The sequence below is a fragment of the Microbacterium elymi genome, assembly GCF_021582895.2.
GTDB lineage: Bacteria > Actinomycetota > Actinomycetes > Actinomycetales > Microbacteriaceae > Microbacterium > Microbacterium humicola.
Genome location: NZ_CP091139.2, coordinates 312069 through 333129, shown reverse-complemented (window position 1 = coordinate 333129; position 21061 = coordinate 312069). Strand labels below are relative to the sequence as shown.

Sequence of the window (21061 nt, the reverse complement as noted above, 5' to 3'; positions counted from 1 at the left end):
CCGCGCGGGCCCGTCCCGGGCGGTTCTAGCGGACCCGGGCGGCAGTCCCGACTCCGGCCCGGATCAGGACGGGGACGGCGACGGGGACGGGGAGGGTGACGGGGCGGGGGCGAAGACCCCGGGCCACAGGGCGGCGGCCAGCGGGTAGCCCACGAACGAGACCACATCCAGGATCGTGTGGGCGACCACGAGCGGCATCACGCGGCCCCAGCGCTTGTAGCACCAGCCGAAGACCACGCCCATCACGAAGTTGCCGACGATCGGGCCGACCCCCTGGTACGCGTGGTATGAGCCGCGGATCGCCGCCGACACCAGGATGATCGTCCACGCGTTCCACCCGGCCTGGCGCAGCCGGGTGAACAGGTAGCCGATCATGATGACCTCCTCCTGCAGCGCCGCGCGCACGGCCGCCAGGATCAGCAACGGGATCGTCCACCATGTGGGGTCGAGAGGGGATGCCGAGACCTGCACGGTGATGCCGAGCACACGCCCGACCGCGTAGAGGCCGAGCCCGGGCACGCCGATGACGAGCGCGATGAGCGCTCCGGCACCGAGATCACGGCCGGGACGGCGGAAGTCCAGCCCGATGCGCCGGAACGGGCTGGTCCCGACATCCCACAGCAGATAGAGCACGAGACCGACGAGGGCCAGCGAGAAGCCGATGTCCAGCAGCTGATACAGCAAGTCCCAGAACGCCTGCATGGCCCGCGGCGGGTTCAGCGCGGTCGACTGGTCGCCCAGCGGCACGCTGACCAGCAGCCGACGCACCAGCAGGATCAGCGCGTACACCGCCGACTGGCCGAGGGTGCAGGCCAGCACCAGTGAGACCTCCCACCCGATACGTGCTCGAGACGGAGGAGCGAGGGGCGGTGAGGATGCGGACACTCCACAGATTGTCACATGCGAGGCACGATCGGTAAAAGGTGTGTAACGGTTTGGGGCCATATTTGGAGCAGAGCCGTCAACGTGCTTATGGTGGGCGTCATCGCCGCGCGTAGAAAGCGGTGCGCACAGTGGCGCACGGCTGCGGGCGGACATCAATCCCTTTCACAGGAGGACACGTGAAGAGCACGAAGATCGCTCTCGCGTCTCTCGCGCTGCTGACTGCGGGCGTCATCGCCCTCAGCGGCTGCTCGGGCGGCGGGAACTCGGGCGGCAACGGCACGACGAGCGGCGGCAGCGGCGACGCGTCGGCGATCATCAAGGTCAACGGCAACGAGCCCGAGAACCCGCTGATCCCGACGAACACCAACGAGGTCGGCGGCGGCAAGATCCTCGACTCGATCTTCGCGGGCCTGGCGTACTACGACGGCAAGGGCAAGCTCGTCAACGACATGGCCGAGTCGATCACGGTCGACGACCCGTCGAACCTGACGATCAAGATCAAGAAGGGCGAGAAGTTCACCAACGGTCAGGAACTGACCGCGGACAGCTTCATCAACGCCTGGAAGTACGGCGCGAAGTTCTCGAACAAGCAGCTGAACTCCTCCTGGTTCGCCGACATCGACGGCTTCGACGCCGAGAAGGACTCGGACCTGACCGGCCTGACGAAGGTCGACGACCAGACGTTCACCGTCAAGCTGAACTCGCCGGTGGCCGCAGACTGGTCGCAGCGACTGGGCTACTCGGCCTACTACCCGCTGCCGGACGTGGCGTTCGACGACATGAAGGCGTTCGGCGAGCACCCGATCGGCAACGGCCCGTACAAGCTGGCCAGCGACTCGGCGTGGCAGCACGACGTGCAGATCGACCTGGTCAAGAACGACGACTACACCGGCGGACGCCAGGTGAAGAACGGCGGTCTGACGATCAAGTTCTACGCCTCGCAGGACTCGGCCTACGCCGATCTGCAGGCCGGGAACGTCGACGTCATCGACGCGATCCCGCCGTCGGCGTTCGCGACCTTCGAGTCCGACCTGGGTGACCGCGCGGTGAACCAGCCGGCCGCGATCTTCCAGTCGTTCTCGATCCCGGGCGACGCCGCGCACTTCACCGGCCAGGAGGGCGAGCTTCGCCGTCAGGCCATCTCGTTGGCGATCAACCGCGACCAGATCACGAAGACGATCTTCAACAGCACCCGCACCCCGGCAAGCGACTTCACCTCGCCGGTCATCAACGGATGGTCCGACTCGCTCACCGGCGCCGACGTCCTGAAGTACAACGCCGACAAGGCCAAGCAACTGTGGGCGCAGGCCGACGGCATGTCCAAGTGGAGCGGCACCTTCCAGATCGCATACAACGCGGACGGCGGCCACAAGGAGTGGGTCGACGCCGTGTCGAACTCGATCAAGAACACGCTCGGCATCGACGCGTCCGGCAAGTCGTACGTCGACTTCGCCACGCTGCGCGCCGACGTGAACGCCCGCAAGATCAAGACGGCGTTCCGCACCGGTTGGCAGGCCGACTACCCCGGCATGTACAACTTCCTGCAGCCGCTGTACTCCACCGGTGCCAGCTCGAACGACACCGATTACGCGAACAAGGACTTCGACGCACTGCTCGCGCAGGGCGCATCCTCGAGCGACCAGAAAGCGGCCATCGCCGACTACCAGAAGGCGCAGGAGATCCTCCTCAAGGACCTCCCCGCGATCCCGCTGTGGTACTCGAACGTCACCGGCGGCTACGCCGAGGGCGTGCACAACGTCACGTTCGGCTGGAACTCGGTTCCGCTGTACTACGAGATCACCAAGGGCTGACCCAGCCTGAGGGATCAACACCGCGAGGCGGTGACGATCGCGTCACCGCCTCGCGGCGTGTCATCCTCCACTCGCACTCGCATCAGTTCCGCGAGAGGATGTCGGCAGCACACCCCGCTGCCCGGCAGCCGCCGCGACGCGATGAGAGGCATGCCTGTACCCGAAGGGAGGGCGCATGTTCGCGTACATCCTCAGGCGCCTCCTGCAGGTCATTCCGGTGTTCATCGGAGCGACCCTGCTCATCTATTTCCTCGTCTTCGCCATGCCCGGCGACCCGATCGCCGCGCTGTTCGGCGACAAGCAGCCCAGTGACGCGCTGCTGGCCGAACTGCGGGCCCAGTACCACCTGGACCAGCCGTTCCTCGTGCAGTACTGGTTCTACCTGACCGGCATCTTCCGCGGAGACCTGGGCACCACCTTCTCCGGCCAGTCCGTGAACGACGTGCTCGCCCGCACTCTGCCCGTGACCGCACGCCTTGCGGTGATGGCCATTGTCATCGAGTTCATCCTCTCGATCGTGGTCGGCACGGTCTCGGCGCTGCGCAAGGGCAAGCTGTTCGACAACGCCGCGCTCATCGCGGGCTTGATCTTCCTGTCCGTCCCGGTGTTCGTGCTCGGCTTCGTCGCCCAGTACTTCCTGGCGATCAAGCTCGGCTGGTTCAAACCCACGGTCGGCGCCGACAACGGCTGGAACGGCCTCTGGCTGCCGGCGATCGTGCTCGGCGTCAGCCTGTTCGCCACCAGCATGCGGCTCATGCGCGGCTCGGTGCTGGACACGCTGAACCAGGACTGGGTGCGCACGGCCTACTCCAAGGGTCTGTCGCGCAACCGGGTGCTTCCGGTGCACGTGCTGCGCAACTCGCTCATCCCGGTGATCACCAACTCCGCGACGAACTTCGGCGTGCTCCTGGTGGGCGCGACGGTCACCGAGGCGGTGTTCAACATCCCGGGGGTCGGCAACACGCTGTTCCACGCGACGCTGCTGCACGAGGGACCGACGATCGTCTCGTTCGTGACCATATTCGTCATTCTGTACGTGCTCGTGAACCTGGTCGTCGACCTGCTCTACGGGTTGCCTGGACCCGAGGATCCGCTATGTCAAGTGAAGTCACGTCGACGCACTACGTCGCGCCGGTGGAGACCACCACCATCACGGTGGACGCCGTCAAGGTCGCGGCCAAGCCCACGAGCCTGTGGTCGGATGCCTGGCAGGACATCCGGCGGCGCCCGACGTTCTGGATCTCGGTTGCCATCGTCATCGTGGTCCTGCTGATGTCGTTCGTCCCGACCCTGTTCACGCACACCGACCCGACCGCGTGCGACCTCACCTACTCGAACGCGGGGCCCGCTGCCGGGCATCCGCTCGGCTACACCTTCCAGGGCTGCGACATCTACTCGCGCATCGTCTGGGGCACCCGGGTGTCGGTGTCGGTGGGCATCCTGGCCACCCTGATCGGATCGATCATCGGCCTGATCATGGGGGCCCTCGCCGGCTTCTACGGCGGATGGCTCGACTCGGTGCTCTCCCGCGTCGGCGACATCTTCTTCTCGATCCCCTACATCCTGGCCGCGGTCGTGGTGATGACCGTGTTCGCCCAGTACCGCAACGTGTTCACGCTGTCGCTGGCGATCGGCGGGTTCGCCTGGGCGTCCACGGCACGCGTCGTGCGGGCCGAGGTGCTGCGGGTGCGGCAGTCCGACTTCGTGACGGCATCCCTGGCTCTGGGCAAGTCGAAGTTCGGCACCCTCAGCTCGCACGTGATCCCGAACGCGATCGCGCCCCTGCTGGTGGTGACGACGCTGAGCCTGGCGGCGGCGATCGTGGCCGAGGCGACGCTGGCCTTCCTCGGCGTGGGCCTGGGCGATGAGGTCATCTCGTGGGGCACGGAGATCAGTGCGGCCCAGACCTCCATCCGCGTCGCGCCGATGTCGCTGATCTACCCGTCGATCTTCCTGACCGTCACGGTGCTGGCGTTCATCATGCTGGGCGAGCTCATCCGAGACGCCCTCGACCCGAGAGCGAGGGCACAGCGATGAGCGAGTCCGTTGCCACGCCCCTGCTGAGCATCCGCGACCTGAAGGTCGCGTTCCGCGGGCAGAAGACCGAGCGCGAGGTGCTGCACGGCATCAGCCTGGAGCTGTACCCGGGCGAGACGCTGGCGATCGTGGGGGAGTCCGGGTCGGGCAAGTCCACGACCGCCTCGGCCATCGTGAACCTGCTGCCCGGCACCGGCCACGTCACCGGCGGCAGCATCCAGCTCGACGGCCGCGAGCTGACCACCCTCAGCGAGAAGCAGATGGAGCGGGTCCGCGGGCGCGAGATCGGCTACGTGCCGCAGGACCCGATGTCCAACCTCAACCCGGTGTGGTCGATCGGCTTCCAGGTGAAGGAGGCCATCCGCGCCAACGGCATCGCGCACGGCCGGCGCGAGGTCAACGCCCGCGCGATCGAGGTGCTCAAGCAGGCGGGCCTCGCCGACGCCGACCGGCGGCTGCACCAGTATCCGCACCAGTTCTCCGGCGGCATGCGCCAGCGCGCCCTGATCAGCATCGGCCTCGCGGCCGATCCCAAGCTGCTCATCGCCGACGAGCCGACGAGCGCCCTGGATGTCACGGTGCAGCGCGTGATCCTGGACCACATGGCCCACCTCACGCGCGAGCGGGGCACGTCGGTGCTGCTGATCACGCACGACCTGGGCCTGGCCGCCGAGCGGGCCGAGAAGATCGTCGTGATGCAGCAGGGCGTGATCGTCGAGTCCGGGCCCAGTCGCGAGATCCTGGAGAACCCGCAGCATCCGTACACCCAGCGCCTCGTGGCCGCCGCCCCCAGCATCGCCTCGCAGCGGATCCAGGCCTCGGTCGAGCGCCGCGGCATCGAGCACGGCGACGCGGATGCCGCACCCGCAGTCCGGGTGCGCGACCTGACCAAGGACTACAAGATCCGCACCGGCGGCTTCCGCTCGGTGCCGTTCCGCGCGGTGGATGCCGTCAGCTTCGACATCCCGAAGGGGAAGACGCTGGCGCTGGTGGGCGAATCCGGTTCGGGCAAGTCGACGGTCGCGAAGATGGTGCTCAAGATCGAGGACCCGACCTCGGGTGCGATCGAGATCGACGGCATCGACATCGCGGGTCTGGGCAGCCGTGAGGTGTTCGGGCTGCGCCGACGCATGCAGCCGGTGTTCCAGGACCCGTACGGCTCGCTGGATCCGCTGCGCAACATCGGCAACACGATCTCCGAGCCGCTGGAGATCCACAAGGTCGGCGACGGCGCGTCCCGACGGGCGCGGGTGGTCGAGCTGCTCGACCAGGTCGCTCTTCCGCAGGAGCTGGCCAGTCGCTACCCGAACGAGCTGTCCGGCGGCCAGCGCCAGCGGGTCGCGCTGGCGCGGGCCCTCGCGCTCAAGCCCGAGATCATCGTCCTGGACGAGGCGGTCTCGGCGCTGGACGTGCTGGTGCAGGACCAGATCCTGCAGCCTGCTGGCCGCGCTGCAGGACGAGCTGCATCTCACCTACCTGTTCATCACGCACGACCTGGCCGTGGTGCGCGTGGTCGCCGACGAGGTGTGCGTGATGGAGAAGGGCCGGGTGGTCGAGCACGGCACCGTGGACGAGATCTTCGCGAACGCGTCCCAGGAGTACACCCAGCGGCTGCTGGATGCGATCCCGGGCGCCGCGATCCCGCTCGGCGGTGGTGCGCGCTGACCGCTTCCCCGTCCGCCCGGCGGGTCTTCCGGCCCGCGTCGGCCGTTCCGCTGCTGATCATCTCAGCGGCGATCGTGCTGTTCCTGCTGGGCGACGCGCTCGTGCGCAGCGACGTCGGCGAGGCGCTCCTGCTGGCGCCGTGGCCGCTGCTCGCGCTGTGGTTCGTGTACGTCTCGGCCTTCGCGTCGCATCTGGAGGTGGACGACGACGCGATCACAGTGCAGAACATGCTGCGCGTGATCCGCGTGCCCTTCGCGCGCATCGTCGACATGCAGTGGCGCTGGCAGGTCGAGCTGGCCCTCGACGACGGCACTTCCGTGCGCTCGCTGGGCGGCCCCGTGCAGGGCCGCCCGGGACGCCGTCCCGGGCGGCAGGACCAGACCCCTCCCACGGTGCAGGCGCAGTGGGACTACCTGGTGCGGGTGCGTGAGGATGCCGCGGGCCGAGCCGTCGGCTCGCCGGAGGACCCGGTCCGCCGCGGGTGGGACGTCCCCGCGCTGATCGTGCTGGCCGTGCTCGTGGTCTGGGCTGGTGCGGCCCTGATCGTCAGCGGAGGACCTTCATGACGAAGGATCTGGCGCAGGGCGGTGTGATCGTGCTGCGTGCGGTCTCGTCGGTCATCACGTTCTGGGCCCTGGCGGGCCTGGCTGTGATCTTCGTGGGCGATGCCGCCATCCGCGGACGGGTCGAGCTGGCGCTGCGCGCCGGCGGAGTGATCGCGTTCATCCTGTGGTGCGCCTGGGTGTTCCTGATCCGGATGAGCGTGCGGGTGGACGCCTCTGCACTGTCGGCGCGCAATCTGCTGCGCTGGGTGCGCATCCCGTGGGCTCGGGTCGCGGATGTCGAGCGTCGGGCCCAGCTGCGCATCACGTTGGACGACGGATCGGCGGTGGAGTGCTGGGCAGCCCGTTCGCCCCGCGTGCGGGGGCGCGGGCGGGTCTGCGAGAGGACGGCGCACTGCAGACGGTGCGGGCGGCGTGGCAGTCGGCGACCGGGTCGGATGGGCCCGTGACCCGCGGCTGGGACGTGCCGGCGGTGGTCGTCGGGGTCGTGCTGGCGGGGTGCGCAGTGGTGGCGCTGCTGCCATGGTGATCCGTCAGTGTGCACGCCCCGAACGCCGATCAGCTAACACCCCGATAAAGAATTCGTGTGAAGTCAGGCAGAATCGCTGATGTCGATTAGAGTAGACGCCGGTCCAACAGCGGCCTGCGCCGAGAAACCTTCGGCATCGACATCGGCGTCGATCACAAGTCGGCGCTCGACGAGCAAGGAAACGTTCACGAACGTGATCAACAGGAACTCCGCACTCCCTGCGGGCGGCGTGCACATCGTGTGGCCGGACCGGACAGCATCCGCCGCAGATGCGGGGTGGCGTCTGTGACTCTCTACATCATCCGCCGGATCTTCAACTACCTGATCCTGACCGCGGTCGCCGCGTCGCTGGCGTACATGCTGGCCAGCACCGGTCTGAACCCGGTCTGGGAGCTGGAGAACCGGCACCCGCGCCCGCCGCAGTCCTCGATCGACCAGCTGCTGGACGCGTGGGGCGTGAACCCGAGCGTGCCGCTCATCGAGCGCACCTGGACCTGGTTCATCAACATCTTCCACGGCGACCTGGGCCTGACCGTGGCCAACCAGCCGGTCACCCAGCAGATCGCGATCCGCGCGGGCGTGAGCCTGCAGCTCGCTGCTGGTCGGGGCCATCCTGGGCGCGATCCTCGGCGTGATCCTGGGCGTGTGGGGCGCGGTGCGCCAGTACAAGTTCAGCGACCAGGTCGTCACCACGCTGTCCTACATCGTGTTCGCCACCCCGGTGTTCGTCATGGCCATCCTGTTCATGATCATGGCGACCTACCTGAACCAGGCGCTGGGGGTGCAAGCTGATCACATTCAGCGGACAGTACTCGGCGAACGCCCCGGCCGATTTCTGGGGAGCGCTGGGCGACCGGATATCGCACGCCGCGCTCCCGACCCTGGTGCTGGCGATCGCCGGCGCCGCCTCGTACAGCCGGTATCAGCGCAACACGATGCTGGACGTGCTCGGCGCCGACTACATCCGCACCGCCCGGTCCAAAGGGCGCACGCGCGGCTCGGCGCTGGTCCGCCACGGCGTGCGCATCGCGCTGATCCCGATGTCGACGTTCTTCGCCTACAGCTTCGGCACGCTGGTGGCGGGCTCGGCGATGCTCGAGATCGTGTTCAGCTGGCACGGCATGGGCGAGATGACCATCCAGTCCATCCAGCAGAACGACATCAACTCGGTCGCCGGATCCACGCTGTTCGTCGCGATCCTGATCCTGTGCTCGTCCACGCTGTCCGAGATCCTGTACGCGGCGCTCGACCCGAGAGTGAGGCGCTGACATGGCGATGCCCGAAGCCGGTCTGCTCGCCCAGACCGATGATGCCGCAGCTTCCCGAGACCGAGCCGGAACCCACCAAGCTGGCCAGCAAGCCCGCCTCGCGCGGACGCGTGATCTGGCGGCGGCTCGAGCACACCCCCCGCTTCTGGATCGGCGCGACGGTGCTCGCCCTGTTCGTGCTGTGGGCCCTGTTCGGGCAGTTCCTCACGCCGTGGTCGCCCACCGACCAGGACGTGAACAACATGAACTACCCGCCCACGATCCTGCACTGGTTCGGCACCGACATCCTCGGCCACGACCTGTACGCGCAGATCGTGTCCGGCCTGCAGAAGTCGTTGATCATCGGCTTCATCGCCGGCCCCGCCGCCACGATCATCGCGGCGGTCCTGGGCGCCACCGCCGGGTACCTCGGCGGATGGGGAGACAAGGTCATCGCCTGGCTGATCGACCTGATGCTGGTGCTGCCGGCCTTCTTCATCCTGGTGCTGCTGTACCCGTTCACGCACGGCAGCTGGGTCGTGATGATGATCTTCCTCGCCGTGACCGGCTGGATGATCATGGCCCAGGTCATCCGCAACCAGACCCGGTCGCTGCGCGAACGCGAGTTCGTCAAGGGCGCCCGCTACATGGGATTCGGCACCTGGTCGGTCGTGCGGCGGCACATCATCCCGAACGTGGCGTCCCTGCTGATCATCGACGCGACGCTCGGCATCGCGGCCATGATCCTCGCCGAGACCAGCCTGAGCTTCTTCGGCTTCGGCGTGCAGCCGCCGGACGTCTCACTGGGCACGCTGCTGGCCAACGGCCAGTCCGCCGCCACGACGCGGCCGTGGCTGTTCCTGTTCCCGGCCGGCACCCTGATCGTGCTGCTTCTGGCCATCAGCCTCGTCGGCGACGCCCTGCGCGACGCCATCGACCCGACTTCTGGGGTGAACCGTGCCTGAGACCCTGCTCCAGCCCCAGCCCGCGGCATCCGCCCCGGCCGGCCGCCACCTGCTCGAGGTCAAGAACCTCTCGGTGACCTTCCCGCAGCGCTCCGGCGACGTGCGGGCGGTGCGCGACATCAGCTACACCATCGACGAGGGCGAGTTCCTGGGCATCGTCGGCGAATCCGGCTCCGGCAAGTCCGTGTCGTCCCTGGCGGTCATGGGTCTGCTGCCGGACACCGCTGAGGTCACCGGCGACATCCTCTACAACGGCAAGTCGCTGCTGCGGATGAACGACCGGCAGCTCTCGCACATCCGCGGCAGCGAGATCGCGATGGTCTTCCAGGATCCGCTGTCCGCGCTGACCCCCGTCTACACGGTGGGCGATCAGATCTCCGAGGCGCTGCGCCTGCACGACCGCGCGCTGAGCAAGCAGGCCGCCGCGGTGCGCGCCGTCGAGCTGCTGAAGATCGTCGGCATCCCCGACCCGTCGCGTCGGGCCCTGGCGTTCCCGCACGAATACTCCGGCGGGATGCGGCAGCGCGCCATGATCGCGATGGCGATCGCCAACAACCCGCGCCTGATCATCGCCGACGAGCCGACCACCGCGCTGGACGTGACCATCCAGGCGCAGATCCTCGAGGTGCTGCAGGAGGCCAAGCGGCTCACCGGCGCCGCCGTCTCGCTGATCACCCACGACCTGGGCGTGGTGGCCGGCCACGCCGACCGGGTGGCGGTGATGTATGCCGGCAAGCTGGTCGAGTTCGGCACCGTCGACCAGGTGTTCCACGAGCCCACCATGCCGTACACCGTCGGACTGCTGCGCTCGGTTCCCAACATCCGCACCGCCGGCACCAGCCGGCTGGTGCGAGCTCGAGGGCGTCCGCCGTCGCTGGCGAACCTGCCGGTGGGGTGCCCGTTCGCGGCGCGCTGCCCCGCGGCGATCGACATCTGCCGGACCACCGAGCCTCCGCTGGTCGAGCACGGCGGACCGGACAACCACCTGTCGGCCTGCCATCGCGCCGGCGAGATCCTGTCCGGCGAGCTGACCCGCCCCGAGATCTTCCCCCGCCCCGAGGCGCTCGTCGTGCGGGAGAAGGCACCGGAGAGTGCCGAGCCGGTCCTGGTGGTCAAGGACCTGGTCAAGCACTTTCCGCTGATGAAGGGCGGCGTCTTCCGCCGCCAGGTCGGCACCGTCCGCGCCGTGGACGGCGTGTCGTTCTCGCTGGACCCGGGCCGCACGCTGGCGATCGTGGGGGAGTCCGGCTTGCGGCAAGACCACCACCATCCTCGAGCTGATGGAGCTGACCAAGCCCCAGGTCGGCACGATCCAGATCGTCGGCAAGGACATCGCCAAGCTCACGCCGCACACCCGCCGCCAGCTTGCGAGCGAGATCCAGATCGTGTTCCAGGACCCGGCCGCCGCCGTCGACCCGCGTCTGCCGATCGCCGACGTGGTGGGCGAGCCGCTGCTGGCGCAGGGCGTCTCGCGCGAGAAGCGCAACCGTCGGGTCGCCGAGCTGCTGGACCTGGTGGGGCTGGACTCCACCATGCTGGACCGCTACCCGCACGAGTTCTCCGGCGGTCAGCGCCAGCGCATCGGCATCGCGAGGGGCCTGGCCACCGACCCGAAGGTGCTGGTGCTGGACGAGCCGGTCTCGGCGTTGGACGTGTCCATCCAGGCCGGCGTGATCAACCTGCTGCAGGACCTGCGCGACCAGCTCGGCCTGTCGCTGATCTTCGTCGCCCACGACCTGGCGGTGGTCCGCCAGATCGCCGACGAGGTCGCGGTGATGTACCTGGGGCAGATCGTGGAGTACGGGCACATCGCCGAGGTGTTCGAGAACCCGAAGCATCCGTACACCCAGGCGCTCATGTCCGCCGCCCCCATCCCGGACCCGACCATCGAGCGCACCCGCGAGCGGGTGCTGCTGGACGGCGATCTGCCGAGCCCGGCCGAGCAGATCGACGGATGCCGCTTCCGCACGCGGTGCCCGCTGTACAAGATCCTCGGCGAGCCGCAGCGCGCGCTGTGCGATGCGAAGGACCCTGAGCTGATCGACCACGACGGCGACCTGGTGGCCTGCCACCACGTGGACCGCAACACCCTGGTCGTCGGCTGATCACCAAGACTCCTGTCGACAGCGGCGGGATACACAGAAGAAGAGGAAGCACCATGAACCGCAGAACCACAGCACTCGCGGCTGTCGCTGTGCTCAGTGCTGCCGGCCTTGCACTGGCCGGGTGCGCGCAGCCCAATGCGACGCCGCCCAGCAGCAGCGAGGCCCGCAGCTTCCGCTCATCGGCTGGACGCCGGTCCCGGCGTCCGACGTGCAGCAGGGCGGCACGCTGAACCTGGCCGTCCTGTCCAGCGGCACCAACGAGGGCAACTGGAACATCAGCACCACGCAGGGCGCGAACGTCCCGGTCGTGAACATGCAGTCGCCCCTGATGGGAACGCCCTACAAGGCGACCAAGGACGGCAGCGTCGAGCCCGACCCGAACTACGCCACGTCGATCGAGCTGACCAGCGAGTCACCGCAGACGGTCGATGTCAAGCTCAACGACAAGGCGGTGTGGGAAGACGGCTCGCCGCTGACCGCGAACGACTACAAGGCGACGTTCGCGGCGCTTTCCGGCAAGAACGACAAGTTCAACATCGCCTCGTCCGCCGGCTTCGACAAGGTGGCGTCGTTCGACGTGGTCAACGACTACGAGTTCACGTTCACCTTCTCCGCACCGTACGCGGACTGGCAGGCGCTGCTGACGACCCCGGCGGTCCCCGCCGACATCGCCAGCGACCCGGTCAAGTGGAGCACCGGCTACACGCAGAAGCCGCTGCCCTCCAGCGGCCCGTTCGTGATGAGCAAGATCGACAACAGCGCCAAGATCTACACCGAGACGCCGAACCCCAAGTGGTGGGGCGACAAGCCCAAGCTCGACAAGATCACCTGGACGGTCATCGACCAGGGCTCGCAGGCGCAGTCCTTCGCGAACAACGAGATCAACGCGGTCGAGGCGCAGGACGTCGACACGTACACGGCGGCCCTGAAGAAGTCGGGCGCCAAGGCGCTCAGCTCGGGTGGCCTGACCTACTCGCAGGTGACCTTCAACGGTCTGCAGGCGCCGCTGGACGACGCGAACGTGCGCAAGGCGATCGCCCAGTCCATCGACCGTGAGCTCATCGCCAAGACGGCGAACGAGCCGCTCGGCGTGAAGGGCACCACGGACGGCAACTGGATCTACATGCCCGGTCAGAAGGGCTACGAGGACACGGTCGGCGACAAGCTGCCTACGACCTGGACGCCGCCAAGAAGCTGCTGAAGGACGCGGGCTGGACCAACGCCGACGGCAAGTGGACCAAGGACGGCAAGGACCTCGCGCTCTCGGTCATCGTTCCGCAGGGCACGAAGTCGAACGAGCTGCGTGCGCAGCAGATCCAGTCCTCGCTGAAGAAGATCGACATCGACGTCAAGCTGGACGAGGTGCCCAGCGCTGACTACTTCACCAACATCATGGCGGGCAAGTACGAGATGGCGACCTTCGGGTGGCAGGGGACGCTGTTCCCGGTCTCGTCCTCGGAGTCCCTGTTCTACCCGGAGATGAAGCCGGGCGGCGACGGACAGAACTTCGCGTTCGTCACGGACCCGAAGCTGGGTGACCTGTGGACGCAGGCCAACACCGAGCTCGACCCGGCGAAGCGGCTGAAGATCACGAGCCAGATCAACGACACCATCGCCAGCTACATGCCGATGCTGCCGATCTACCCGTACCCGAACGTGCAGGTCGTGGACAAGAACCTGGCCAACTACGGCCCGGGCACGTTCACCGACCTGACGGACGACTGGACGAAGGTCGGCTTCACCAAGTAGTCACCTCGAACGGGCGCCTGAGCGCCTGCTGAGCGGGGCGTCCGCTTCGCACCGATAGAATCGGTTGCGGGGCGGGCGCCTTTCTGCGTTCCCGCCGCGTCGAGCCTGAGCTGCACCGTGAGAACGGGACCGTGACAGGACCCCGCATCCTCATCATCCTTCTTCCACCGAAAGGTGCCACCGGCCATGTCCATCGCCCACCGCTCAGATCTGCGCAACGTCGCGATCGTCGCCCACGTCGACCACGGCAAGACCACGCTCGTGGACGCCATGCTCCGCCAGACCGGCTCGTTCGGCGACCACGCCCACGTCGAGGAGCGCGCGATGGACTCCAACGACCTGGAGCGCGAGAAGGGCATCACGATCCTCGCCAAGAACACGGCGATCACCTACAACGGCATCCACACCGACGTGCCGGTCACCATCAACGTGATCGACACCCCCGGCCACGCCGACTTCGGCGGCGAGGTGGAGCGCGGTCTGTCGATGGTGGACGGCGTCGTGCTGCTGGTGGATGCCTCGGAGGGGCCACTGCCGCAGACCCGCTTCGTGCTGCGCAAGGCGCTGGAGGCCAAGCTCCCCGTCATCCTGCTGGTGAACAAGACCGACCGCCCCGATGCCCGCATCGCGGAGGTCGAGGAGGAGAGCCACGATCTGCTGCTGGGCCTGGCCGCCGATCTGCAGGACGACGTGCCCGACCTGGACGTGGACTCGCTGCTGGACGTGCCGGTCGTGTACGCGTCCGGGCGGGCGGGCGCGGCATCCCGCACCCGTCCCGAGAACGGAAGCTGCCCGACAACGACGATCTGGAGCCGCTGTTCGAGGCGATCCTCGAGCACGTGCCGGCGCCCAGCTACGACGACGAGGCGCCGCTGCAGGCGTGGGTGACCAACCTCGACTCCTCGCCGTTCCTCGGCCGCCTCGCGCTGCTGCGCGTGTTCAACGGGACGCTGCGCAAGGGCCAGACCGTGGCCTGGGTGCGGCACGACGGCTCGCACGCCAACGCCCGGATCACCGAGCTGCTGAAGACCCGCGCGCTGGAGCGATACCCCGCCGACTCGGCCGGCCCCGGCGACATCGTCGCGATCGCCGGGTTCGAGGACATCACCATCGGCGAGACCATCGCCGACCCCGACGACGTGCGCCCGCTGCCGCAGATCCACGTCGACGACCCGGCGATCTCGATGACGATCGGCACGAACACGTCGCCGCTGGCCGGAAAGGTCAAGGGGCACAAGCTCACCGCCCGGATGGTCAAGGACCGTCTGGACCGCGAGCTGGTCGGCAACGTGTCGCTGAAGGTCGTCGACATCGGACGGCCGGATGCCTGGGAGGTCCAGGGTCGCGGCGAGCTGGCGCTGGCGATCCTGGTGGAGAACATGCGCCGCGAGGGCTTCGAGCTGACCGTCGGCAAGCCGCAGGTCGTCACCCGCCGCGACGAGCGCGGCACGCTGCAGGAGCCGTTCGAGCACCTCACCGTCGATGCGCCGGAGGAGTACCTCGGCCCGATCACGCAGCTGCTGGCCGCCCGCAAGGGGCGGATGGATTCGATGACCAACCACGGCACCGGATGGGTGCGGATGGAGTTCGTCGTGCCCTCGCGCGGGCTGATCGGCTTCCGCACCGAGTTCCTGACCACCACCCGCGGCACCGGCATCGCCAACGCCATCTCGCGCGGCTACGAGCCGTGGGCCGGGCATATCGTCACCCGGCAGAACGGGTCGATCGTCGCGGACCGCACCGGGGTGGTCACCCCATTCGCGATCATCGCGCTGCAGGAGCGGATGTCGTTCTTCGTGCAAGCCGACCGAGGAGGTGTACGAGGGCATGGTGATCGGCGAGAACTCGCGCAACGACGACATGGACGTGAACATCACCAAGGAGAAGAAGCTCACCAACATGCGCTCGTCCACCGCCGACACGTTCGAGTCGATGACGCCGCCGCGCATCCTCTCCCTGGAGGAGAGCCTGGAGTTCGCCCGCGAGGACGAGTGCGTCGAGGTCACGCCGGAGAAGGTGCGCATCCGCAAGGTCGTCCTGGACGGCCACGACCGCGCCCGGGCCACGGCCCGTCTGAAGCGCCAAGACGCGACCGCCTGACCCCCTCGTTCTTCTCGAGATCGTACGATCTGGCCGAAACCACATCAAACTCGGCCAAGTTTGATGTGCACTCGGCCAGATCGTACGATCTCGTGGCCAGCTTGATCTGCGTGGGGGAACTGCTCATGATGGGGGACATGCGTTCACCGGACCGGGCAGGATGCGCGCGGTGACCGACGACGAGGCCGCCGCACGGCGGCGCGCGGTCCGGGCGCGCTCGGCGTGGCGGTCGCCACCAGCGCGTACGGCATCTCGTTCGGCGCCCTGGCCACGGCATCCGGCTTCGACGTCTGGCAGACGTGCGTGCTGAGCCTGCTGATGTTCACCGGCGGGTCGCAGTTCGCGTTCATCGGCGTGATCGGCAGCGGGGGACTGGCCGCGGCCCCCTCCGCCGTAGCATCGGCGGCGCTGCTGGGCGTGCGCAACATCGCCTACGGCATGCGGATGGCGCCGCTGATCGGCGGCGGCCTGTTCCGCCGCGCCGCGGCCGCCCAGCTCACGATCGACGAGTCGACCGCGATGGCACTGGGCCAGACCACGCTGCGCGCGCAGCGCCTCGGCTTCTGGGTCACCGGCCTGGGCGTCTACATCGGCTGGAACCTCACCACCCTCGCCGGAGCGCTCCTGGGCGACGTGCTGGGCGACCCGAAGGCGTACGGACTGGATGCCGCGGCTGCGGCCGCCTTCCTCGCGCTGCTGTGGCCGCGCCTGCGGGCACGCCAGGCCATCGCCGTGGGCATCGCCGCCGCGGCGGTGGCCACCGTGCTCACCCCGGTCCTGCTGCCGGGGATGCCGGTGCTCGTCGCCGCGGTCGTGGCGATCGTCGTCGGCTGGTTCAACTGGCTCGGCCGGGACGCCGCCCCGCCGGTCGAGCCGGACGACGTGCCCGAGCGGGAGGGCCTGCCGTGACCCTGTGGAACGCCGTGCTGCTGGCGGCCGTCATCTGCGTGGCGCTGAAGGCCGCCGGCTATCTGGTGCCGGCCCGGATGATGGAGGCTCCCCGCCCCGCGCGGATCGCCGACCTGCTGACCGTCACGCTGCTCGCTGCCCTGGTCGCCGTCCAGACCCTCGGCGTCGGGCAGCACATCGTCGTCGACGCCCGCGTCCCCGCGATCGCCGTCGCCGCGGGCCTGCTGCGCTGCGCGCGCCGTTCCTGGTCGTGGTCGCCGCGGCAGCCCTGGTCGCGGCACTGCTGCGGCTGTGGGGCTGGGCGGCGTGAACGCTGCACCCGGTCGCCTGCACCCGGTCGCCTGCACCCAGTCGCCTGATCACCCGGTCGCCTGCACCCGGTCGCCTGATCACCGCCGGCTGATCACCGCGCCGCCGTAGACTGGCGCGGTGAATCAGACCCTGTCGCGCGTGCTGTCCTGGGTGCTCGCCCTGGTCGTCGGCGCCGTCTACGGCACCGCCGGCACGATCGCCCACGCCTACCGGCTGGGTCCGATCCCGGTCGGGCTGATCCTGGCCGTCATCGGCATCGCCGCGCTGTTCGTCGCGCTGCGCGCACTCACCGGCGACCGCTGGACGGCGCTGTGCGGCGGGGTGGGCGCGCTGGCGGCCACCGTCGTGTTCTCCGGGTCCGGGCCGGGCGGCGATGTGGTGGTGCCCGGAGGCGACCTCGACCTGCTCGCCGGGGTGAACCTGGGCCTGGCGTGGGGGATCGCCGTCGGACTGGCCGCCACGATCGTGGTGGCCTGGCCCGACCTGCGGGCCGCCTCGTCGCGTACGGACAACTAGACTGGCCCCGTGACGTATGTGATCGCCCTCCCGTGCGTGGATGTCAAGGACCGCGCTTGTGTCGACGAGTGCCCGGTGGACTGCATCTACGAGGGCGAGCGCTCCCTGTACATCCACCCGGATGAATGCGTGGACTGCGGCGCGTGCGAGCCGGTGTGCCCGGTCGAGGCGATCTACTACGAGGACGACCTGCCCGAGGAATGGGCGGATTACTACAAGGTCAACGTCGAGTTCTTCGACGACCTGGGCTCGCCCGGCGGCGCGGCCAAGGTCGGCGTGATCCACTCCGACCACCCGATCGTCGCCGCCCTGCCGCCGCAGAACGGCTGAGCGGTGGGCGTCGCCGACCTCGCCGAGTATCCCTGGGATGCCATCGCGCCGTACGCCGCCCGTGCCCGCGCACACCCGGACGGCATCGTCGACCTGTCGATCGGGTCGCCGGTGGATGCCACACCCGCCGTCGTCCGGGACGCCCTGACGGCCGCGACCGACGCACACGCCTATCCGCAGACGGTCGGCACGCCGGCACTGCGCGCGGCGATCGCCGACTGGTACGCGCGGCGCCGCGGCGTGCCGGGTCTGACCTCGGCGCAGATCGTGCCGACCGTCGGCTCGAAGGAGCTCGTGGCGCTGCTGCCGCTGCTGCTGGGGGTCGGCCCGGGCGATGTCGTGGTGCACCCGCGTGCCGCGTATCCGACCTACGAGGTGGGGGCGCGCCTCGTGGGCGCGACCCCGCTGGCCGGCGACGACCCGGCCGAATGGCCGGTGGGCACCCGGCTGATCTGGCTGAACAGCCCCGGGAACCCGGACGGGCGCGTCCGCGACATCCGATCGCTGCAGACCGCGGTCGCGCGCGCACGAGAGCTCGGCGCCGTGATCGCCGGCGACGAGTGCTACGCCGAGCTCGGGTGGGATGGGCCGTGGGACACCGAGCCGATCCCGTCGATCCTCGACCCGCGCGTGGTGGGCGCCGAGCCGGCGGGCGTGCTGTCGGTGTACTCGCTGAGCAAGCAGTCGAACCTCGCCGGCTACCGCGCGGCGTTCGTGGCCGGCGACCGGGCGCTGACCGAGGCGCTGGTCACCGCCCGCAAGCACCTCGGCCTCATGGTGCCGGCCCCGGTGCAGGCCGCGATGGCCGCGGCTCTCGGCGACGACGCGCACGTGGCCGGGCAGAAGGCGCTCTACCGGCGTCGCCGCGACCTCCTCAAGCCGGCGGTCGAGGCGGCCGGCTTCCGGATCGACGGCAGCGAGGCGGGGCTGTACCTGTGGGCCACCGAGGGACGGGATGCCTGGGAGAGCATCGACCGGCTCGCCGAGCTGGGCATCCTCGCCGGTCCCGGGCATTTCTACGGCGCGGACTTCCCGCAGCACATCCGGCTGTCGCTGACCGCGGCCGATGAGCGGGTGGCCGCCGCCGCATCCCGCCTGCGTTCGTAGCGGACCTCCAGTCGATCCGAGGATCCTTTGGCCGATGTCTCAGTTGGCCAAGCGGCGGGTTAGGCTGTAGGAAGAGCGGATCCGCGGGCGCACGCGGCGATCACATCGGCTGCGCGACCGAACCGGCGACGCTTCGCGGACCGAGCGGCACCCACCCCGATCGGCCCACGCATCCCCCTCGACGACAGACATCGTAAGGAGGCGCCGTGACCGACGCGGGAGCCCAGCCGGACATCGCCACTCTCACCATCGCGGGCACCACCGCGCAGCTGCCGTGCCTGCAGAGCGTCGACGGCGCGCCGAGCATCGACGTCTCGACGCTGACCCGGCAGACCGGGCACACCGCGCTGGATTACGGCTTCGTGAACACGGCGGCCACCAAGTCCGCGATCACCTACATCGACGGCGAGGCCGGGGTGCTGCGCTACCGCGGCTATCCGATCGAGCAGCTGGCCAAGAACAGCTCGTATCTGGAGGTGGCCTGGCTGCTCATCTACGGCGAGCTGCCCTCGGCCTCCGAGCTCGCCGACTTCGACGAGCGGATCCGTCGTCACACCCTTCTGCACGAGGACCTGAAGCGCTTCTTCTCCGCGCTGCCGCACACCGCGCACCCGATGTCGGTGCTCTCCTCCGCCGTCTCGGCGCTGTCCACCTACTACGAGCACCAGTCCGACCCGCACAATTCCGAGCACGTCGAGCTGAACATCGTGCGGATGCTCGCCAAGCTCCCGGTGATCGCCGCCTACGCGCACAAGAAGAGCATCGGGCAGGCCTTCCTGTACCCGGACAACTCGCTGAGCTTCGTCGACAACTTCCTCAAGCTGAACTTCGGGGTCCTCTCCGAGGAGTACGAGGTCAACCCGGTGGTCTCGCGCGCCCTCGAGCGCCTCCTGATCCTGCACGAGGACCACGAGCAGAACGCCTCCACCTCGACGGTGCGCCTGGTCGGATCCACCGGCGCGAACCAGTTCTCCGCGATCTCGGCCGGCATCAACGCCCTCTACGGCCCGCTGCACGGCGGGGCGAACGAGGCCGTGCTGTCGATGCTCGCCCGCATCCGCGACTCCGGCGAGAGTGTGGAGCGGTTCGTGGAGCGGGTCAAGAACAAGGAAGAGGGTGTCAAGCTCATGGGCTTCGGGCACCGCGTCTACAAGAACTACGATCCGCGGGCCAAGCTCGTCAAGGAGTCCGCGGACGAGGTCCTGGCCGAGCTCGGCATCCAGGACCCGCTGCTGGACCTGGCCAAGGAGCTCGAGGCGATCGCGCTGGCCGACGACTACTTCGTCGAGCGCAAGCTGTACCCGAACGTCGACTTCTACACCGGCGTGATCTACAAGGCGATGGGCTTTCCCACCCGCATGTTCACCGTGCTGTTCGCGATCGGGCGTCTGCCCGGCTGGCTCGCCCAGTGGCGCGAGGCCGTCAACGACCCGCAGACGAAGATCGGCCGTCCGCAAGCTGTACGTCGGCGCGCCCGAGCGCAACTACCCCGGGGTCTGATGGCCCGCCTGCTCGTCCGGCAGCCCTCGCCGCTCCTGGAGGACGGCGAGCTGACCCATCTCGAGCGGGTCGGCGCCGATGTCGATCTCGCGCGTGAGCAGTGGGAGCACTACGTCGATGCCTTCCGCGCGCGCGGATGGGATGTCCGACCGCTGCCGGCCGCCGACGAGCATCCCGACGGCGTGTTCGTCGAGGATGTCGTGGTGATCTTCGACGACCTCGCGGTCATCACCCGGCCCGGTGCCGACTCCCGTCGCGGCGAGATCGAGACCGCGCGGGCGGTCGTGGCGGCATCCGACCTGGCCGTCGCCGCCATCGCCCACCCGGGCACGCTCGAAGGCGGGGACGTGCTCAAGGTGGGACGGAGGGTCTACGTCGGCCGGTCCTCGCGCACGAACGACGAGGGCATCGCGCAGCTGCGGCAGCTCCTGGAGCCACGGGGGTGGGATGTCGTGGCGGTGCCGATCACGAAGGTCCTGCACCTGAAGACCGGCGTGACCGCCCTGCCCGACGGCACGATCATCGGATACCCGCCGCTCGTCGACGACGCATCCCGATATCCGCACTTCGCGCCCATCCCGGAGGCGGAGGGCAGCGCCGTCGTCGTGCTCGACGAGCACACCGTGCTGATGTCGGCGTCGGCGCCGCGGACGGCGGAGCGCTGCGCGCGCGCGGACTGGAGGTGGTCGCGGTGCCGATGACGGAGTTCGAGAAGCTCGAGGGCTGCGTCA

At 68.8% G+C, this 21061-nt stretch carries 16 protein-coding genes and 6 pseudogenes; 20 read left to right on the top strand and 2 right to left on the bottom strand.

Going from position 1 to position 21061, the window contains the following annotated elements:
• Positions 1 to 63 precede the first annotated feature (63 nt).
• Complete coding sequence (locus tag L2X98_RS01825; RefSeq protein WP_259612143.1) at positions 64 to 819, bottom strand: CPBP family intramembrane glutamic endopeptidase; 756 nt, start codon at positions 817 to 819, stop codon at positions 64 to 66.
• 242 nt (positions 820 to 1061) lie between these two features.
• Here L2X98_RS01825 and L2X98_RS01820 point away from each other — a divergent pair, with 242 nt between their 5' ends.
• The 6 genes and pseudogenes from L2X98_RS01820 (at position 1062) to L2X98_RS01795 (ending at position 7410) form a co-directional block, all read left to right on the top strand.
• Complete coding sequence (locus L2X98_RS01820; protein WP_259612142.1) at positions 1062 to 2696, top strand: peptide ABC transporter substrate-binding protein; 1635 nt, start codon at positions 1062 to 1064, stop codon at positions 2694 to 2696.
• Between the two features lie 175 nt (positions 2697 to 2871).
• A pseudogene (locus tag L2X98_RS01815) lies at positions 2872 to 3802 on the top strand (ABC transporter permease).
• Positions 3792 to 4733, top strand: a complete 942-nt coding sequence (locus L2X98_RS01810; protein ID WP_259612141.1) for an ABC transporter permease — start codon at positions 3792 to 3794, stop codon at positions 4731 to 4733. The pseudogene L2X98_RS01815 and the gene L2X98_RS01810 overlap by 11 nt, the downstream one beginning before the upstream one ends.
• Positions 4730 to 6398 (top strand): annotated as a pseudogene (locus tag L2X98_RS01805) (dipeptide ABC transporter ATP-binding protein). The gene L2X98_RS01810 and the pseudogene L2X98_RS01805 overlap by 4 nt, the downstream one beginning before the upstream one ends.
• 74 nt (positions 6399 to 6472) lie before the next feature.
• Entirely contained in the window at positions 6473 to 6964 is a 492-nt protein-coding gene (locus L2X98_RS01800; protein WP_259612140.1) for a hypothetical protein, read from the top strand.
• Positions 6961 to 7410, top strand: coding sequence for a PH domain-containing protein (locus tag L2X98_RS01795; protein WP_259612139.1), 450 nt, complete (start codon positions 6961 to 6963; stop codon positions 7408 to 7410). The genes L2X98_RS01800 and L2X98_RS01795 overlap by 4 nt, the downstream gene beginning before the upstream one ends.
• A 143-nt stretch (positions 7411 to 7553) precedes the next feature.
• Here the strand turns inward: L2X98_RS01795 and L2X98_RS01790 are convergent, their stop codons facing one another.
• Positions 7554 to 7691 carry a hypothetical protein gene (locus L2X98_RS01790; RefSeq protein WP_259612138.1) on the bottom strand — a complete coding sequence of 46 codons (138 nt, stop codon included), beginning with the start codon at positions 7689 to 7691 and terminating at the stop codon, positions 7554 to 7556.
• Positions 7692 to 7766: 75 nt separating this feature from the next.
• Between L2X98_RS01790 and L2X98_RS19745 the strand changes: the two genes are divergently transcribed.
• The 14 genes and pseudogenes from L2X98_RS19745 (at position 7767) to L2X98_RS01720 (ending at position 21031) form a co-directional block, all read left to right on the top strand.
• On the top strand, positions 7767 to 8282 hold the full coding sequence (locus L2X98_RS19745; RefSeq protein ID WP_354002881.1) for an ABC transporter permease family protein: 516 nt from the start codon (positions 7767 to 7769) through the stop codon (positions 8280 to 8282).
• Between the two features lie 92 nt (positions 8283 to 8374).
• Entirely contained in the window at positions 8375 to 8758 is a 384-nt protein-coding gene (locus L2X98_RS19740; protein WP_354002880.1) for an ABC transporter permease, read from the top strand.
• 38 nt (positions 8759 to 8796) lie between these two features.
• The gene (locus L2X98_RS01780; RefSeq protein WP_259612137.1) at positions 8797 to 9702 is read left to right on the top strand and encodes an ABC transporter permease; all 906 of its coding nucleotides are present in this window, start codon (positions 8797 to 8799) and stop codon (positions 9700 to 9702) included.
• Positions 9695 to 11807: pseudogene (locus L2X98_RS22040) on the top strand (ABC transporter ATP-binding protein). Before L2X98_RS01780 ends, L2X98_RS22040 begins: the two are co-directional and overlap by 8 nt.
• A gap of 121 nt (positions 11808 to 11928) precedes the next feature.
• Positions 11929 to 13008, top strand: coding sequence for an ABC transporter substrate-binding protein (locus tag L2X98_RS01765; RefSeq protein WP_259612136.1), 1080 nt, complete (start codon positions 11929 to 11931; stop codon positions 13006 to 13008).
• The gene (locus tag L2X98_RS01760; protein ID WP_354002979.1) at positions 12921 to 13556 is read left to right on the top strand and encodes an ABC transporter substrate-binding protein; all 636 of its coding nucleotides are present in this window, start codon (positions 12921 to 12923) and stop codon (positions 13554 to 13556) included. The genes L2X98_RS01765 and L2X98_RS01760 overlap by 88 nt, the downstream gene beginning before the upstream one ends.
• Positions 13557 to 13742: 186 nt before the next feature.
• A pseudogene (typA, locus tag L2X98_RS01755) lies at positions 13743 to 15656 on the top strand (translational GTPase TypA).
• Positions 15657 to 15878: 222 nt separating this feature from the next.
• Positions 15879 to 16565 (top strand): AzlC family ABC transporter permease, encoded by a 687-nt coding sequence (locus tag L2X98_RS01750; protein ID WP_259612135.1) that lies wholly within the window; start codon positions 15879 to 15881, stop codon positions 16563 to 16565.
• Positions 16562 to 16875: pseudogene (locus L2X98_RS01745) on the top strand (AzlD domain-containing protein). Before L2X98_RS01750 ends, L2X98_RS01745 begins: the two are co-directional and overlap by 4 nt.
• Positions 16876 to 16994: 119 nt before the next feature.
• Positions 16995 to 17393: a DUF6113 family protein gene (locus tag L2X98_RS01740; protein ID WP_259612134.1), complete on the top strand. Its 399-nt coding sequence runs from the start codon at positions 16995 to 16997 to the stop codon at positions 17391 to 17393.
• 9 nt (positions 17394 to 17402) lie between these two features.
• Entirely contained in the window at positions 17403 to 17723 is a 321-nt protein-coding gene (gene fdxA / locus L2X98_RS01735; protein WP_259612133.1) for a ferredoxin, read from the top strand.
• A 3-nt stretch (positions 17724 to 17726) separates the two neighbouring features.
• Entirely contained in the window at positions 17727 to 18830 is a 1104-nt protein-coding gene (gene dapC / locus L2X98_RS01730; protein ID WP_259612132.1) for a succinyldiaminopimelate transaminase, read from the top strand.
• A gap of 206 nt (positions 18831 to 19036) precedes the next feature.
• A pseudogene (locus L2X98_RS01725) lies at positions 19037 to 20330 on the top strand (citrate synthase).
• A complete protein-coding gene (locus L2X98_RS01720; protein ID WP_354002879.1) occupies positions 20330 to 21031 on the top strand; it encodes a dimethylarginine dimethylaminohydrolase family protein in 702 nt (233 codons plus the stop codon). Before L2X98_RS01725 ends, L2X98_RS01720 begins: the two are co-directional and overlap by 1 nt.
• The last annotated feature ends 30 nt before the right edge of the window (positions 21032 to 21061 follow it).